The sequence below is a fragment of the Wolbachia endosymbiont (group A) of Therophilus tumidulus genome, from assembly GCF_964277345.1.
Taxonomy (GTDB): Bacteria; Pseudomonadota; Alphaproteobacteria; order Rickettsiales; family Anaplasmataceae; genus Wolbachia; species Wolbachia pipientis.
On the sequence record NZ_OZ195515.1, the window covers coordinates 817258 to 834498 of the forward strand.

The 17241-nt window shown below is 34.4% G+C and carries 14 protein-coding genes; 6 read left to right on the forward strand and 8 right to left on the reverse strand.

The window, feature by feature from the left end; all coding sequences use genetic code 11:
• Nucleotides 1-542 precede the first annotated feature (542 nt).
• Nucleotides 543-1973: a glutamate--tRNA ligase gene (gene gltX, locus ACICQD_RS04480; RefSeq protein ID WP_341820298.1), complete on the reverse strand. Its 1431-nt coding sequence runs from the start codon at nt 1971-1973 to the stop codon at nt 543-545.
• Nucleotides 1974-2114: 141 nt separating this feature from the next.
• Between gltX and ACICQD_RS04485 the strand changes: the two genes are divergently transcribed.
• From ACICQD_RS04485 to ACICQD_RS04495, 3 genes are all read left to right on the forward strand, one after another.
• Nucleotides 2115-2881 (forward strand): IS5 family transposase gene (locus tag ACICQD_RS04485; protein WP_395461441.1). Its coding sequence is split into 2 segments (ribosomal slippage): nt 2115-2442 and nt 2442-2881, totalling 768 coding nucleotides; the frame shifts between segments, so codons are not numbered across the junction.
• A 95-nt stretch (nt 2882-2976) separates the two neighbouring features.
• Nucleotides 2977-3732, forward strand: coding sequence for an ankyrin repeat domain-containing protein (locus tag ACICQD_RS04490; RefSeq protein ID WP_010962589.1), 756 nt, complete (start codon nt 2977-2979; stop codon nt 3730-3732).
• A gap of 72 nt (nt 3733-3804) precedes the next feature.
• Nucleotides 3805-5880, forward strand: a complete 2076-nt coding sequence (locus ACICQD_RS04495) for an acetyl-CoA carboxylase biotin carboxylase subunit (RefSeq protein WP_395461657.1) — start codon at nt 3805-3807, stop codon at nt 5878-5880.
• On the opposite strand, the gene ACICQD_RS04500 is transcribed toward ACICQD_RS04495, so the two are convergent.
• Genes ACICQD_RS04500 through ACICQD_RS04525 form a run of 6 tightly spaced genes read right to left on the reverse strand, consistent with a single transcriptional unit; the run spans nt 5829 to nt 10654 of the window.
• Nucleotides 5829-7103, reverse strand: a complete 1275-nt coding sequence (locus ACICQD_RS04500) for a COX15/CtaA family protein (RefSeq protein WP_395461658.1) — start codon at nt 7101-7103, stop codon at nt 5829-5831. The genes ACICQD_RS04495 and ACICQD_RS04500 overlap by 52 nt on opposite strands.
• A complete protein-coding gene (locus ACICQD_RS04505) occupies nt 7061-8659 on the reverse strand; it encodes a glycosyltransferase family 2 protein (RefSeq protein WP_319606398.1) in 1599 nt (532 codons plus the stop codon). Before ACICQD_RS04505 ends, ACICQD_RS04500 begins: the two co-directional genes overlap by 43 nt.
• A gap of 14 nt (nt 8660-8673) precedes the next feature.
• Nucleotides 8674-9150 carry a hypothetical protein gene (locus tag ACICQD_RS04510; RefSeq protein WP_065094793.1) on the reverse strand — a complete coding sequence of 159 codons (477 nt, stop codon included), beginning with the start codon at nt 9148-9150 and terminating at the stop codon, nt 8674-8676.
• An 8-nt stretch (nt 9151-9158) separates the two neighbouring features.
• Nucleotides 9159-9638 (reverse strand): hypothetical protein, encoded by a 480-nt coding sequence (locus tag ACICQD_RS04515; protein ID WP_065094794.1) that lies wholly within the window; start codon nt 9636-9638, stop codon nt 9159-9161.
• Between the two features lie 3 nt (nt 9639-9641).
• Nucleotides 9642-9869 (reverse strand): F0F1 ATP synthase subunit C, encoded by a 228-nt coding sequence (locus ACICQD_RS04520; RefSeq protein ID WP_006014985.1) that lies wholly within the window; start codon nt 9867-9869, stop codon nt 9642-9644.
• Between the two features lie 59 nt (nt 9870-9928).
• Entirely contained in the window at nt 9929-10654 is a 726-nt protein-coding gene (locus ACICQD_RS04525; RefSeq protein ID WP_155968396.1) for a F0F1 ATP synthase subunit A, read from the reverse strand.
• A gap of 260 nt (nt 10655-10914) precedes the next feature.
• On the opposite strand from ACICQD_RS04525, the gene ACICQD_RS04530 reads away from it, so the two are divergent.
• From ACICQD_RS04530 to pheT, 3 genes are all read left to right on the forward strand, one after another.
• A protein-coding gene (locus ACICQD_RS04530) for an IS5 family transposase (protein ID WP_395461446.1) occupies nt 10915-11741 on the forward strand; the annotation gives its coding sequence in 2 pieces (ribosomal slippage) (nt 10915-11302 and nt 11302-11741; 828 coding nt in all).
• Nucleotides 11742-11787: 46 nt separating this feature from the next.
• The gene (locus tag ACICQD_RS04535; protein ID WP_010962582.1) at nt 11788-12051 is read left to right on the forward strand and encodes a hypothetical protein; all 264 of its coding nucleotides are present in this window, start codon (nt 11788-11790) and stop codon (nt 12049-12051) included.
• Between the two features lie 112 nt (nt 12052-12163).
• Nucleotides 12164-14503, forward strand: coding sequence for a phenylalanine--tRNA ligase subunit beta (gene pheT / locus ACICQD_RS04540; protein WP_209472911.1), 2340 nt, complete (start codon nt 12164-12166; stop codon nt 14501-14503).
• On the opposite strand, the gene ACICQD_RS04545 is transcribed toward pheT, so the two are convergent.
• The gene (locus tag ACICQD_RS04545) at nt 14494-17241 is read right to left on the reverse strand and encodes a hypothetical protein (protein WP_395461659.1); all 2748 of its coding nucleotides are present in this window, start codon (nt 17239-17241) and stop codon (nt 14494-14496) included. The two genes, pheT and ACICQD_RS04545, sit on opposite strands and share 10 nt — an antisense overlap.

Consider the following 17241-nt stretch of genomic DNA (forward strand, 5'->3'; position numbering starts at 1 on the left):
TACCGCGATTCATTCGCGGTATCTCTAGATCCCGCTAACAAGCAGCGGGATGACGATTGTCGTTTAGCTATAAATATTAAGAAATTTACCAAACGAAAAAAAAGGCAAAAGAAGCCCCGTGGTTATTATCCGCTTTAAAATATTGGCGTTTTTTATGTTTTAAACGCTTGACAAGCGAAATTCAGCTGCTTTTAATTGCAACTAACCTACGCTGCAAATGTTTAAGAAATTTACCAAGCAGAAAAAAAGACAAAGAATCCCCGAGTTAGCTAGTCTTTTACTATCTCTGTCGAGTATTGGCATTTTTTGATGTCTTGTAACGCTTTATAAGCGCGTTCAGCTTATTTAGATAAAAATCTAGATGTAGATGAAGTTTTGTAAAGACATACAGTATCTATATACTGCAAAAAATTGAACATAAGACGCCGATACATTAAGTAATCCTTACCTTTTAATCTGCAGATTGGCGAAAGCAAATACAATAGCTTCAGTTTCATGATAAGGGGGCTGGCGAAGGATGTCAAGTAATTTTCTTATTTCATTTAAATTGCTTGTAACCTTCTTATACACTCATCTTTACCAAGAATCACCATGATATCAATGATTCCAGGTGCATCCATTACTCCAGTTATAGGGGCGCGTAATGAGTGGTATACATCGCTTATTTTCATATCGTGCAATTTTGCACATTCCTTGATCTGAGAAGATAAAAAACCCTTATTCCAATTTTCATCACCGATCTTTGACAGAAATGACGCGAGTAACTTGATTATATCGAGGTTAGATTTGACAATTTGCTCAGCCTCTTCACTTAAATCAAGTGGCGGATCTTGAATATAAAATTTTGCTAAATCCAATAATTCGGTCAGGTAGTTTGCTCTTTTTTTTAGCTCTGTCAGTCCCTGCAGTAAATAGCCCTTTTTTTTGTCAGTTAGAGTATTTTCTCTAAGCATTAGAGTCAGAATATCTTCATTGCTCATATTACTAATATAGTGGTTATTCAAATGCTCCAGTTTTTTGAAATCGAGCCGTGCAGGTGAACGACCAATACTTTCTAAATTAAACCACTCTATTGCTTGCTCATCGCTAATAATCTCATCGTTGCCGTGACTCCAGCCAAGTCTCAGCAAGTAATTACGCATCGCTTTTGGCAATATTCCCATCTTTTCATAATCGCAAACGCTTGTGGCACCATGCCTTTTGGATAGCTTATTCCCATCTTCCCCATGGATAAGCGGCACATGTGCAAAGCGTGGAATGTCAAAATCAAGAGCCTGGTATATTAGCAGATGTTTAAAGGTATTAGTGAGATGGTCAGAACCGCGTATTATATCAGTTATTCCAGCATCATGATCGTCAATTACGACAGCAAAAATATATGTTGGAGTGTTGTCAGAGCGTAAGATCACTATATCATCAAGCTGGTTGCTATTTACTTTGATTTGGCCGTATATTTTATCATCAATAACGATCTCTTGTGAGTCTGGCACTTTGAAACGGATAACTGACCTCACACCGGATGTCATTCCAGCGCGTGACCACATATTTTCTTCTGGATCCCAGTGTCGGCTACTTGGATGACAAGAAGGAGGTTTTGTAGTACATTTATGCTTGTATATCTTGCCCTCTTCTCTTGCTTTTATTTTCTTTTCTGCAACTTCATCTTCAGGGCAATAACAGTGATACGCCCTACCCCTCTCAACTAAAAGGTTTGCTACTTCAATGTGCCGCTCTATTCTTTTTGACTGATATACTATTTCCCCATCATAGCTCATACCGAGCCATCTTAGCCCTTCTATAATTGCATCAATTGCTTCTTGTGTTGAACGTTTTCTGTCGGTGTCCTCAATTCTTAGCAAAAACCTGCCACCATGATGCTTTGCATAGAGCCAATTAAATAACGCAGTACGAGCTCCTCCAATGTGCAAAAATCCTGTTGGTGATGGAGCAAATCTCGTGACTATACCTGGCATATTTGTCTGTTACAGTAATGTAAATGATGATAGCTAAAATTTATGTTTGTAACAATTTAGAATTTATTTGTTCTGAGAGCCTGTCTTGAAAAGAAATGAGAAAGAGAATATGATGAGATAAGTAAAAAATAGTAGGTAAAAATGTATCCAAGTGATATAAGTGACAAAGAATGGGAAATTTTGGAGCCAAGTGTTGCACAAGGTGCAGTAGGACGGCCAAGAAAGCACAATATTAGAACAATTATTAATGCAATAAGATATATAATGAAAGGTGGTTGCCAGTGGAGAATGCTGCCAAAAGATTTTCCGCCATGGAAAACGGTGTATGATTATTTTCTCAGGTGGCGTAATAGTGGCAAATTGGAAGAAATACACGATATGTTAGTAAAAAAGGTAAGAAAAATGGTTGGCAAAAATGAAATACCTTCGGTAGGAATAATTGATAGTCAATCAGTGAAAACCACTCAAAAAGGGGATCCAGAGGATATGATGCTGGCAAGAAAATAAAGGGTAGAAAACGTCACATCATTGTGGATACAATAGGCCTAATTATTACAGCTGATGTTCATAGTGCAGGCATTCAAGATCGTGATGGTGCTCTAAATCTTTTTACTCAAGCTAAACGAAAAGCTCCAACGCTACAAAGGTTTCTCGCTGATCAGGGATATATTGGTAAATTGCAAAATTACTGTTTATTGAAAACAGGATGTTTATTGACGATTACTAAAAAAGCAGCTGATGCTGTAGGATTTCAAGTTATTCCTAAACGGTGGATTGTTGAAAGAACTTTTGCTTGGCTTTCCAATTTTAGACGTATGAGCAAGGATTATGAGCATTCTCCTCTTACTTCAAAAACTAATATCTCCTTTAATATGATTACTATTATGCTTGCTAAATTAGCTGCTTAGTTCCTTTCAAGACAGGTTCTGAGAGATAAAATTTACTTGTTTTTCATAAATTGTGTTGTATAATTTAGTATTGGTTGAATATAGCGAGGTGAGTTATGGATGGACTTGTAGATATAGCAAAATTGCTTTCAGATAATGAAGCTAATATCAATTGGCGTTACACCGGCCCTTTTGATAAAACAAAACAAAGAGTACAGGCAGGTAATCTCCTGCATTTAGCTGCAAGAATACAAAACAAAGGTAAATTTGTAGACATTTGTAAGAAGAACATTGCTTCTGTAACTGCGCATAATGAATATGGAGATAATCCATTTCATGAAGCAGCAAGAAGTGGAATTTTGCTGCCTGCAGTACAAGAGATTGTGAATGACTTAGAGAAGGAAGCTAATAACAAAATTACGAAAGCAGAAGAAGCTGGAGATCGGAAAGAAGTAAGCAGATTGAAAGAGGAACTCAAATGTAATAAAAAATATATTAAAGATGCGCTCTGCAGTAAAGGCTATGCTTTTAATAAGAAGAGGGAAACTCCTCTTTATTACTTAAATGCTGCACAACAGAAAGAAATTAAGCAAATCGCAGGCATAAAAGACAGCTTTATATGTAACCAGAAGTTTCACCTGTGCTTATATATAATAGGAGCGATAGCATGTATCGCTGCTTTATGTTTGTCTTTATACTTTTTATTTTTAGTTTCTCAATCTTTTGCACTAAGCTCGATGGTTGCAATAGCTTCTGGCGGAGTCACATACCTGTCAGTTAAAGCATGTAGCGAGATACATGCCTTGCATAACGAAAGCACTTTAGTGGAAAATGCTAATGTACAACTTGCAGGAGAAAGTTTAGGTGTTTGATGAAGCTAGAAATTACTTGCAGGCAATGATATAGAAATTTACTTTCTTAACTTCAGAAAGTATACTCATACGATGATAGAAAAGAAGTACAGTAAGATTTTAATAGCAAACAGAGGAGAGATTGCCTGCAGGATTATCAGAACTGCCCATAAGATGGGTATATCTTGTGTGTGCATATACTCGGATGCAGATGTAAATTCTGTGCATGTAAGACAAGCAGATGAGTCAAGATATATCGGCCCTTCGCCATCTTGCCTCAGTTATTTAAACATTGAAAAAATATGTGAAGTAGCAGTTGAAACAGGTGCGCAGGCAGTTCATCCTGGCTATGGTTTTTTAGCAGAGAATCCAGATTTTCCACGTGCTCTTCAAAAACATAATATAGACTTCATCGGCCCCAGTGCAGAAACAATAGAAGTTACAGCCAACAAAATAACAGCAAAAGAAGCGGCAAGAAAAGCTGGAGTGAATGTAGTGCCAGGATATATGGGTAAGATCAGCGATGCTGCCCACGCAGCTCAAGTTGCTAAAGAGGTCGGTTTTCCCGTTATGCTCAAAGCTGCATCAGGCGGTGGTGGCAAAGGAATGCGAATTGTAAACTCCAAAAAAGAAATTGAACTAGCATTTACATCAGCCACAAATGAAGCAGAGAAAAGTTTTAAGGATGGCAGTATCTTTATAGAGAAATATATAGAGTTGCCAAGACATATTGAAATACAAATCATAGCAGATAAATATGGCAATATAGTTTGTCTTGGAGAAAGAGAATGCTCGATACAAAGGAATAATCAGAAAATAATAGAAGAAACGCCAAGTCCATTCATTAGTGAAGAAGTAAGACAAAAAATGTATGTTCAATGTGTTTCTCTGGCAAAGCAAGTTGGCTATTTTTCAGCAGGCACTGTTGAGTTTGTTGTAGATAAAGACCAAAACTTCTATTTTCTTGAGGTAAATACGAGATTGCAAGTTGAGCATCCAGTAACAGAATTTATAACTGGAATAGACATAGTAGAAGAAATGATTAGAACTTCCTGTGGAGAGAAATTGAGATTCAATCAGGATGATATTAAACTTACTGGTTCTGCAATAGAAAGTAGAATTTGCGCTGAAGACCCATCGAAGAAATTTTTCCCTTCCAGCGGAAGAATAAAATATTACGATAAACCGGGTGAAAATGATTATGTAAGAATAGATGATGGAGTTGCTGCAGGTTCAGAAATTAGCATGTTCTATGATTCGATGATTGCCAAAGTGATAACATATGGAAAAGATAGAGTAGAAGCGATCAGCAGAATGCAAAAAGCATTGTCTGAATGCTATATAGAAGGAGTAACAAATAATATAGAATTTCTAGAATCCATCTTCCATCACCCAAATTTTATCGCAGCAAAGCTCCATACGAGATTCATTCCAGATCATTACCCTAGTGGGTTTCACGGCGATTTTGTTACAGAGGAGTATATTAAAATATTTATTTTCACTGCGTTATATGTTCATTTGGAAAATGAAGAAAGGTACCATCATAAAGCAGTGAATGAAACATCTCAGGTGTCATTCCAGTGCGTGACACTGGAATCTAGTAAAAAAGAAGGGGCACCAGTATCAGCTACTCGGATGGCAGGTGACCGTGCAAGAGATTTATTCATAGTGAATATAAATGACAATGAGTACTCCGTAAATGCAAAATACCAAGATAATATATTAATAACGGTATATAATCACAATAAATACTCCGTTATAGGCAAGTGGAAATCAAGTTATAGATTGCTATATATCACAATTAATGACGATACCAATATAGCACTTAAAATAGAAAGACAAGGCAGCAAGTACTTCATAAGGCATGCAGGCATGAAAGCTGAGTGTTGTATATTTAAGCCTCATGTAGCTGAATTAAGTAGGTTAATGCTAAATAATGAAACAGAAGGGATTTCAGCAGATGCTGTAAAATCCCCAATATCTGGTTTATTAGTTAAATTGCACGTAAATGTAGGAGATCAGGTGGAAATAGGACAACCTTTATTTGTGGTGGAGGCAATGAAAATGGAAAATATCATATGTGCTGAAGCAGCAATGGTGATAAAAAATATTCCCGTTCAAGAAGGAAAAAATTTGCAGATTGGTGATGTAGTCTGCTTTCTTAAATAACATAAGAAGTACAAACTTGACCCAAACAAGATAAATGAAAACACTTGATGAGCTATGGCAATGGCTATTGGTATGTGCAATAATAGAGTAATTACACCTAAAATGATCTGAATGACGACGGAGAGCAGCATAATATATACCGGTTTTATGCTAGCATTTTTTACTGTGAGTATTACTACCAAAGTTAGTATTAGCAATGCCAGTGCTCGATGTATAAATTGCACTGTCGCTCTGTTCTCAAAGATATTCAGCCATATAGGCTGTAAGAAAAATAAATCTTCTGGAACGATTTGTCCGTCCATTAGTGGAAAGGTATTGTAAATCAAACCAGCATTTAATCCCGCAACAAATGCGCCGAAAATTATTTGTATTACAATTAGAATCAGAATAAGTATTGTGTAATATATACTACTGTTAGTAGATTGAAATCCTGTCATCCGAGTAGCTGACACACAACTGTACGAACGCTTACTTTTGAAAATAAATTGCACAGCAAATGGTGTCATGAAAGTAGCTGACACTGGAATCCAGCTTTTACTATGCAGCCACTTATTTAAAGTTAAGTTTTCTGGATCCCAGTGTCTGGGCACTGGGATGACATCTTTCTTGGTGAAAATTACTCTTATACTGCAATGTTCGTATAGTTGTGTACGTAACACTGGGATCCATATTTGGTAATCAAAAAATTGATATGACAATAATGCAAAGATAATTAATGCTAATAATAAGTGAAGTGCAAGCCTATAGTGGCTAACATGAGGTTCAGTTACTAAACCACTTTTAACCATATACCAACCAGCAAAAGCTTGTAAAGCTCCAAATAATAATGCCAAACATAGCTTTATTACTACCTTTTTAGATATTTTTCTTCTTAATATGAAATATATAAATGGCAGGACAAAAACTAAACCTGTTAGTCTTGCAACCAATCTGTGTACATATTCTATTAAGTATATAGCGCGAAACTCCTCCATACTAATACCATAGTTAAGTGCTTTATATTCAGGTGTAGCTTCGTATTTTAATTTTTCTTGTAGCCAGTCTTGTTCACTCAGTGGTGGTAATGTTCCAGTAATTGGTTTCCACTCCGTGATTGACAATCCTGCTTTTGAAAGTCTGGTAAATCCACCAATCCCTACCATGAGAATTACCATGACCGAGCAGAGAAAAAGCCAAATAGCTACAGGTTTTGCTTCCATAAACCATGCTGAGTTTTGTTCCATCGCTCAGGGTAAAGAATAAATTCCCATAAGGCAAGAAAAGCTGCAACACTATGTAGCAGACTATAGACCGGAAAAAATATCGATACTATATAAAAATAAAAAGGCATCTTTTGCTGTTTGACAGCTATTACCAAAAGAATCAGGTTAGTAACGTATACCACTACAAAGTAGTACAAAAATAATTCATTTAAAACTTTAGTTAATATCAATGAAAGCAGTAAAAATGGAGTAGTAAAAAATATAAAAGCTGCAGAGCCAACAAAAAGATTCAATAGCAAAATTCCCTTAAATCCAGTGTGTTTATAAAGTGACTTTATATTTTTTAAATGAACAATATAAGTTTGCATATAGCCTTTGATCCAGCGCGCTCTTTGCTTAATCCAAGCAAATACAGCAATTGGTGACTCTTCCAATGTTTCTGAGTCAATCATCCTGGTTTTATATCCCATTTGTGCAAGTCTCAAACCAAGGTCAGCATCTTCGGTAACACTATAAGCATCCCAGAAAAACACTTTTTTTAGAATTTTTACTGAAAAATGATTACTGCTACCACCCAAAGGCATCGGCATGTTCATTTTTTGGAATCCAGGCAATAAGTATTGAAACCAGTTCATATACTCCAGAGAAAAGAATTTTGTGAGAAAATTATAATCACAATTGTAGTAATTTAATTTCGCCTGTACACAGGCAAGCTTATCGTCGTCCTTATTAAATTCAATCAGTGCTTTTTTTAACTGCAATGGGTCTGGTTTATCGTCCGCATCATATATTACTGCATACTTTCCTCTAGCAAAGCTCATAGCATAATTGCATGACTTGGCTTTTGTTCTAGGCAAAGAATGAGGCACTTTTATTACTTCAAAATACTGCGGTAAAGTGTACTTTTCTATAGCTGCTAGCGTTTCTTGGTCATCACTTTCTACCTGAAGCTTCACATCTAATTTTGATTTTGGATAATCCAAACTTTCAATGCTTTCAACCAATTGCTCTATCACTGCACTTTCTTTAAAAGCAGGCAATAAAATAGTATATATAGGAAAATCTTCTTCACTCAGCTTACTATAATCCACTTTTTGGTTGGAGGTTTCACATAAGTTAAAAATTGTAGCTATAAACTTGAATAAATAGCTAGAACATCCGATTATAAATATCAACATCAAAGCAAAATATGTATATTTCTCTGTTAGTGTTAAAATTGAAGTTACAATAAAGAAAGAAGCAAAAAATATTGAGCTTAGTTTAATGCTTTTGGCTGAAAAATTAGGATTCTTGTAATATAAGTAGTTGCTTGCAAATTCTGAAATACCAAAGTGCGAGTTAAGAAGATTTAAAATCTGTTCGCTATCCACTTTTATTAATACATAGTCAATACCGTAATGAGCTTCGACCCAACGGTTGATATCTCGGCTTGTGTCTTCAACCATAAAAAAAGTAGTATTATTTAATTTTTGCCAAGGAATTATATTAAATTTATAGTAAAAAAGTTTCTCTGGCTCTTTGCACAAACTAGAATCAAACTTAATTTTTTCTACATTATCAGCTTGAAGTATAGGCAATTGTTGCATTGAACCTAATGCAATTTTTTATTTAAGTCACGTGAAAATGAAGATATGACCTCGCTACTACGCTTATCATCTTTACGTTCATGCATTATTTTTTTTACAGCATCAGCAGCTATATTCGCTGTGTTAGCCTGTAAATCTCCAAGAGCTTTTTCAACTTGGTCAGTGACTTTCTTCAAGTTAGAATGGGCATTGTCATCTAATGTCTGATCTAGCTGCTGTCTATTGTGCTTAATGATACTATTAGCTTTATCAAGTGCTTCATTCATCATTTTATTAACTTCTGCATCTAATTCTTTGTATTTTTTAGAAGATTTTTTGTAATACTCCAACATATCTTTCCTGAATTTTTCAGTTTCTTCACTTGAAAATTTGCTTTTGTTACGCTTATTGTTAAGCGCATTTTTTATCACTTTCTTTAGCAATTTATACGAAAGGACAAAACTTACCAAGAAGGCAAGACCGATAATCAGTGATGTAGACATAAAAACCCCTAAAATTCTTTGGACACCAAGTCAGCAATAAATTCCTCTTCAATTTCAGAATTAGTCAATTTAGTATAATAAATTAAAGCAATACTAGTAGCCATTTGTTTTAACTGATCAGTATATTCAGATTTAAATTCTGCCACTTTTTTTTCAATAAGCTTGCTCTTTTTTTTATCTTCCTCTTCTAATATATTCTTAACATTAGCTCTCATTTCTTCTACCTGAGCAAGTGCATCATCTATGATTTTTTTTGCCTGTATTCTAGCTTGGTTTAAAGCGGCATTATACTTGGCAACCTGATCTTCCGTGAGTCTTAAAAGATGAACAGAACTATTAAAAGAATCCAATACTTCTTTACTTCTAGTGCTTATTATTTCATCTAACTTTGGCAAAAATAAACAACTTACTACGAAAAAAAGTGAAGAGAAAAAAATTAAAAACCAAAAAACTTGAGAAAAGAAGGTTGAAACATCAAGCTGTGGCATCTGTTAAGCAGCAAATATTAATAACATTGCAAGTACAAACGCAAGTAATCCCATGATTTCAACCATGGCAGCACCAATATAAACGTAACTTTTCATTTTACCTTCTGACTCAGGGTTTCTCGCAATCCCATTTAACATAGCAGAGAAGATATTAGCTATACCTAAACCAGCACCGAGCATTCCAAACACAGCTAAACCAATTGCTATAAATTTTAAAGCTACTAAATCCATATATTACCTTTAATTATTTCTTTATAATATAATTGTAAAATATTCTACAAGGAAGTCAATTACTTTACTGCATCTGACAAATATACACATGTTAATATAGTAAATATATAAGCTTGTAAAATTGCAACAAATACTTCAAATCCTATCAATGCAATTATGAACAAAAACGGCGCAGGAGTGAAAAATATGTTCATATTTACAATAAACCCTGCTATCACTTTGATGATTGTATGACCAGCAATCATATTTGCTGCAAGCCTTATTGATAGGCTAACCGGCCTTACTAAATAAGCAAACAACTTAATAATAATTATTATAGGTGCAAGCCACGAAGGAGTTCCTTTTGGTAGCAATATGCGTAAAAATTCTACTCCCCTTTCTTTAAATCCAACAATCGTTATATAAATAAAAACCACCATCGATAAAGCGAAGGTGACTATCACATGACTTGTGACCGTGAAACTATAAGGAAGAACACCAACTAAATTACACGATAAAATGAAAATAAACACTGTAAATATCAATGGAATGTGCTGCAAGCCTTTGCTTCCAGTGTTATTTTCTATTATTGAAATAACAAAATCATATACATACTCAACTGCAGCTTGCAAATATCCTGGTATTACTGCCCCCTTCTTTATTCCAAAAAGCAAAAAGAGTATCACCAATATCACCGAAATCATCGTGAAAAGAGATGAATTGGTAAAGCTTACGTCATACCCAAATAACCTAGGTAACTCTATTACCGTATATACTTTAAACTGTTCCAGCGGATTTAATGCCATTTTAATCTGAATTATAAACAGTAAATAAAGTATGAATTTTATAGGACAAAGTCAAGAATTAAGATAAGGCTCTGTATTATTATAACATTAACATATTAACAAAATATGTAATTAGAATGTTAATTACAGTCAGCTCTGTATTTTAAAATTTACTAATCTTGTTAAATTATTCAATATCTTGACTTAATATCTTATTTTGATTAGACTTCTTTCGAAACTAGGATAAAGCAGTAAAAATAGTAATTTTGAGGTAAGGAGAAATGAAGTATGAAATAGTGAAAGAGCTCGATAAAGGGGAGTTTCGTCGACTAACAGGAGTAAAGAGATCAACATTTAACAAAATGGTAGGGATTTTATGTGAAGAAAATAAAAAAAAGAAAGCCAAAGGAGGAAGGAAAAATAAGCTAAACGAGGAGAATATGCTGCTCATGGTATTAGAATACTTACGAGAATACCGTACATATTTTCACATAAGTCAAAGTTATGGAGTAAGTGAAAGTACGGCATATAAAACTGTAAAATGGGTAGAGGATACTCTAATACAACACCAAGATTTCGCATTGCCAGGACGAAAAGAACTCCTAAAAAGCGACGTGAAATATGAGATTTTGGTGATTGATGCAACGGAAACACCTGTAGAGAGACCAAAAAAAAGCAGAAAAGATTTTATTCAGGAAAGAAGAAAAAACATACGCTAAAAACACAAATAATTGCAGAAAAGAAGAGCAAGAAAATTATTTGTACGTCATTTTCAAACGGGAGAAAGCATGACTTTCGGCTTTTCAAGGAGTCAAAAGTGCATGTATCAGAAGGTATAAAAGTTTTAGCCGATGCTGGCTATAGAGGTTTTCAGAAAATTCACAAAAATGTCGAGTTGCCACACAGAAGGATGAAAAAGAGTCCCTTAATTAAGGAAAAAAAGGTAGAAAATCGGGAGCTAGCAAGCAAAAGAGTAGTAGTTGAGAATGTAATTGGTCTGTTAAAAAGATTCAAAATTATTGCAGACAGATACCGCAATCGGAGAAAACGTTTTGGCTTGAGATTCAATTTAATAGCAGGAATTCACAATTTTGAGCTGTCTATATGAGTTTCGAAAGAGGTCTATTATAATTTAATTTTTAGTGAGGTATATAATGAACGAAATAGATTTTATTAACACTAATCATCCTTTAAATTTGGAGCAGGAATTTGGTAACGGATACATCGAATCAGTAGATTGTTTCCTTGACGAAGATACTCGCGATTATTACATAGGACTCAACAATGCAATAATACACTTCTTTTTTGATGGTAACATTGATGAGGATGCCTGGGATTATGAAAGTCTTAAATTCTTTCTGGAGATAGATTTAAAAGGTGATATAGAAAAAATTCTTTCTCTTCGCAAGAAGATATAAAGTTACAAAAGCTTCTACATCATAAACAATGATGTAGAAGTATTCCACTACAACAAGCTTTAAAAGCACTACATTTTATATTACAATAACTTTTTTGTTTCTTGTTAGATCGATGAAATTCACGTTATCTTGGTTACTGGAGTATTTAGAAACCAATGCTAGTTTAGAAGAAATTACCGATAAATTAACTCACATAGGGTTAGAAGTAGAAGATGTGATCGACAATACCAAATTAGCTGGTTTTATTGTTGCAGAAGTATTAGAGGTGATACAGCATCCAAATGCTGATAAATTAAAATTATGTAAAGTAGATGACGGAAGTAAAATTCTACAAATAGTTTGCGGAGCAAACAATGTTAGAGAAGGTATGAAAACTGTGCTTGCATCTCTTGGTAGCACATTGCCAGAAAGTGATTTCACAATCAAGCCTACAAAAATACGAGGAGTGCTAAGTGAAGGGATGCTCTGCTCTGCTTCTGAACTTGCGTTGGTTCAAGAGGAAAGTGAAGGAATAATCGAGCTTTCCGATGATTATAAAGTAGGGGATAAATTTTTCAATTGTGACCCTGTAATTGATATAAATGTTACTCCAAACCGTGGAGATTGCTTAGGCATTTATGGAATAGCTCGCGACCTTGCTGCAACTGGAATTGGAACATTAAAGACTTTAAGCATTCCACAACTTACCAGCTCCATAAATTCACCAATCGATGTTGAAGTTACTGACGGAGAAAGTTTTATTAGTGGAATATACATCGCCAATGTAAAAAATCAAGAAAGCCCAAAGTGGCTAAAAGATAAATTGGAATCGATAGGAATGCGCTCCATTTCTACAATAGTTGATATCACGAACTATATTATGATATCTTTCAGCCGCCCAATGCACGCGTATGATGCAAAAAAAATAGAAGGAGAGCTCACAGTACGCAAAGCAAACGACGGAGAAAAATTTGCTGGTTTAAACGGTAAAGAATACTTATTAAACAAAGACATGAGCGTTATTGCAGGTGATAAAAATATTCATGGAGTTGCTGGAATTATAGGTGGAAAGTGCAGTGGATGTACACTTGAAACTACTGATATCTTTTTAGAGTCTGCTTGGTTTGACCCTATATCTATCGCTAAATCTGCAAGGCAAATAAACATCTCCACAGACGCTAGTTACAGATTTGCACGTTCTGTTGATCCCGAATTTACTTTTGATGGACTCAACCTTGCAGCTAAAATGATTCTGGATTTATGTGGTGGAGAAGCCTCAAGCGTAGTGTCTGCTGGCAGCTTAGATAGGGCTGACACCAAGGTGAGCTTTGATTACCAAGATGTAAACAAGTTTGGAAGTGTATCTGTATTGCCTGATGAAGTGTTCGATATCTTGACGAAACTAGGGTTTAATATTGATAAAAAAACCGAAGGCAATTGGAATGTACAAGTACCAAGCTGGAGACCGGACGTGACAATACCGGTTGACCTAATTGAAGAAGTAACAAGGATATACGGCTATGACAAAATAAAAGAAGAACCACTACCAAATAATGTTGAAGAAGTAGATAGTACATACGACAATTTGCGTATTTTGATGACAAACAGAGGGTTTCATGAAGTGCTAACCTGGTCGTTTATGAGTGAATCAACAGCTGAAAAATTTGGTTACTCGAATAAGTTATTTATCATCGATAATCCGTTTAACAATAACTTTAATATAATGAGACCAAGTATTATGCCAAATTTATTGCAAGTTACTGCTGATAATATTGCCCATGGAATATCTGATCTTGCAATCTTCGAAATCGGGCCGATTTACGATGGTGAAGCTCAGTCTAAACATGTTTTAAGTGGAATAAGAACAGGAAATAATTTACCGCGAAACCATTATAATACTAATAGGAAAGTAGATGTTTTTGACGCAAAGGCTGATTGCATAGCAGCTTTGGAGTTTTTTAACGTCAATTGCGATAATTTAACGATAGAGAGAGCAGAAAAAGAACATTACCACCCAGGAAAGTCAGGCACTCTCTCTTTTAAGAATAAAGTAGCAGGTTATTTTGGAGAGTTGCATCCTAATATATTAGATCTTTTTGACATCAAGCAAAAAGTTGTAGGTTTTGAGGTGATATTAGAAAATATTGAAAATTTACCTGTAAGTAGAAAGAAATTTATCGATTATAAATACCAAAGTGTAAAACGTGATTTTGCATTTATTGTAAATAAGGATGTGAAAGTAGGTAACATAATCAATGTGGTAAAAAAAAGCTCAGAGCTCATCACAGAAGTTTTAGTATTTGACGTATACCATGGAAATAATATAGAATCGAATAAGATGTCTATAGCATTGTCAGTTACTTTCTGCTCTCCAACTCACACTTTAACTGAAAAAGAGATCCAAAAAGAATCAAGTGCTATAGTTAATTTAGTATGTGAAAATACCGGAGGAACTTTGAGAACTTATCGTTGAGTCACAATCATAGTTTCCTGCCGTTGCTGTGTCACACTTACTTCATCCAATTTATTTCCAATATTGAATTCAATATCCTTGAAAAATCTATCCCACATTCCATGCAAATGCTCTTCTATTTTAGGCCACACATCATTTTTAAATGTTACCCCATCATCAGAAAATAAATTACCTAAAAAGGCTCCAACACCTTCATAATTTGACTGAAAACATTGAAGAAATGTCTCTCCTTCTTTATAAGTATTATGTGCCACATTTAACGCTTTTCTCTCTGTAGTCTCTTTATAAGCATTTGATGCTCCAATCTTTATTGCACCAAACATAACTTTACTCCAGTTCTTAACTTTCTGTATACAACCTTCACTATTTCCTGGTATATTATTTATTATATCTTTTGTCAAATTATCTATCAAAGGAGACAATAAACCTTGATAAAAGTGCTTGATATTATTTTTTGTTTTTATCACAGGACTTTTTATGCATTTTTCTGCCAAATAGTATTCAAGTTCCGCTTCCTCTAACAACTTCTTAACTGCTTCTTCGTTAAAAGTTTCACGCTCGAACTCCTTCAGTAAATCATCCTCTATTATTGCAAACTTTATTTTTTCGCGAGATTCTAGTTCTTCTATATAATCATTTTTTGTTTCTTCATTTATCAACAATCCTTTTTCTTCTAATTCTAACTGTTTTAATGCTTTGAGAATTTCTTGGTTATTTTTCAAATGCTTCTCTATTAATTTTGTACTTGGATGCTGTTCTCCTTTCCTATTTCGCTCACCTTCTAAATATTTGTTTAAATCCTCATTTTCTTCTATTACTTTCCTTAACGATATAGGTTGCTCTAAGCATTCTGCAATTTCCGCTCGGTGCGCATTAATCCTCTGTACTAAATCCGGCTCCTTTTCCTCTAACAGTTTACATGAATCCTCTATACCCTTTGCTTGGCCTTTGAGTACATTTTGTATTTTGCATTTCGTTATTTCTAAATATATCTTTGCTACAAAAGCATTTACTTTATCTGAAGCTTCTTTTAAATTCTCACTCAAAGAACCTTTTATCTCCTTTTCTAAATCCCGAAACTGGTCTATTAAGCTGAGCATGCCTAATAGGCCTAACTCACCCTTGGCTTTTTTCATTACTGATTTTACTAGCCTTTGCTCAACTTCTTGATCATCATACTCGAACTTAAAAAGACCTTCTAACCTTCTTCTTAAAACATCACCTGCTAAATTATTCTTTTTTACATCTCCATATATTTCTTTCAATTTTTCATGTATCCTAATATATCTTTCTTGTCCTTCTTTTTTTAAAAGATTAATCTCTTCTTTAGCATTACCTAGAGCTGTCTCTGTTTCTCTACTATGTATATATTTATAAACATCAATAATTGTTCTCTTAGCTATCTTCCCTTCTTCTTTAAGCCGCTTCCATTCTGCTTTAAATATAGGAAGCTCACTATCATCTAAAACATCCGGTACTTTTGCTCCTGCTTTTTTCAGATCTCTTATTATCACTTCTTTCTCACCTGGTAATTCCTTACCTTGACTCTCTAATTCCTGTCTCACTAAAGAATTTTTTATCTCATCTTCCAGTGAAAAACCTTCTTTCCGTCTATCCAGCTGAAACCTAACTGCTTGTATAAAGGCAACTTGATAGGCGTTGTATATTAAGTGAGTTGTCAACTTAAAATCTATGCTACTTACCACTTTTAACCTGAATTCGTCCAACAATTCCTTCAATTTATCATATGTAATCTCTTTCTTTTCTAGCTTTATCAGTTCTTCCATAGTCTTCGCAAATTCTTGAATAGAAGTTGCAAGCACATTCTTGATCTCATTACGTAAAGGCTTAAGACCATTTTTTAAGTGGATATTAGCTGATAATTTCAGTATGGTATTATGTTCTGAATCACGTGCAACATTAAACCAACTACCATCTTTATCTTCGTATAAATCTCTAAGTAGTTGTTTAAATTGCGGTGGAAACTTAACTTCCATATTCCACTTAATGTCTGCTTCAATAGCCTCTATCTCATGAAAAGACACCTCAATATTTTGGTGTTCATTTTGACATAACCCATTACTTATTTTAATAGCAGCAATCAAAAAATGAGATAATTTTTTATTTAAAAGATAAAAAGTAGCCAAAGCGAGTGTTGCAGGAATAAGTAATGCTGCAAGCACAGCGATATTAACAAGAATCACTATTGCAGCAAGAACACCATATGCCAATCTTTTTGCTGTACTTTCACTTACTTCACTTTTTTTTGTTTTATTCTCCTCTGAACTGATTTGTGTCTTATCATTTGTTTTTAATTTATTATATACGGCTAATCCTAACGCAGTGAAAACTATATAAGGAAACATTAAAACTGATAGAGCTAAATTTAATACTTTCTTCTCCGGGCAAGCTCGATTTACCTCTTTAAATATTCTACTTGATATATTATACCAAGAAGTAAAAAAATCAGAGTTATAATCTTTATAATGAAATATACTGAGTGGAACGTTAAAATTAGCTAACGGCTCTTGTTCTTCCACAGCATCAAAAAATTCTTCTTCCTCTTCTGAAGTAGCAAGACCTAAATCATTCCCTTCTTCTACATTAGAAACAGCTTCCATAGCATCAAAAGACTCTTCCTCTTCCAAAGTAACATTGGAAATAGATTCTACTTTACCTAAATCATCACTATTGTTATTTAAGTCAACAACTTTCTTACAATCTACAACAGCATGCAT

What these genes read in the sequence shown, in the direction of transcription:
- ACICQD_RS04545 (WP_395461659.1), bottom strand. Translation starts at nt 17,241, where the DNA reads ATGCATGCTGTTGTAGATTGTAAGAAAGTTGTTGACTTAAATAACAAT.
- ACICQD_RS04510 (WP_065094793.1), bottom strand. Translation starts at nt 9,150, where the DNA reads ATGTCTACATCACTGATTATCGGTCTTGCCTTCTTGGTAAGTTTTGTC.
- ACICQD_RS04500 (WP_395461658.1), bottom strand. Translation starts at nt 7,103, where the DNA reads ATGGAACAAAACTCAGCATGGTTTATGGAAGCAAAACCTGTAGCTATT.
- ACICQD_RS04525 (WP_155968396.1), bottom strand. Translation starts at nt 10,654, where the DNA reads ATGGCATTAAATCCGCTGGAACAGTTTAAAGTATATACGGTAATAGAG.
- pheT (WP_209472911.1), top strand. Translation starts at nt 12,164, where the DNA reads ATGAAATTCACGTTATCTTGGTTACTGGAGTATTTAGAAACCAATGCT.
- ACICQD_RS04535 (WP_010962582.1), top strand. Translation starts at nt 11,788, where the DNA reads ATGAACGAAATAGATTTTATTAACACTAATCATCCTTTAAATTTGGAG.
- ACICQD_RS04520 (WP_006014985.1), bottom strand. Translation starts at nt 9,869, where the DNA reads ATGGATTTAGTAGCTTTAAAATTTATAGCAATTGGTTTAGCTGTGTTT.
- ACICQD_RS04490 (WP_010962589.1), top strand. Translation starts at nt 2,977, where the DNA reads ATGGATGGACTTGTAGATATAGCAAAATTGCTTTCAGATAATGAAGCT.
- ACICQD_RS04515 (WP_065094794.1), bottom strand. Translation starts at nt 9,638, where the DNA reads ATGCCACAGCTTGATGTTTCAACCTTCTTTTCTCAAGTTTTTTGGTTT.
- gltX (WP_341820298.1), bottom strand. Translation starts at nt 1,973, where the DNA reads ATGCCAGGTATAGTCACGAGATTTGCTCCATCACCAACAGGATTTTTG.
- ACICQD_RS04495 (WP_395461657.1), top strand. Translation starts at nt 3,805, where the DNA reads ATGATAGAAAAGAAGTACAGTAAGATTTTAATAGCAAACAGAGGAGAG.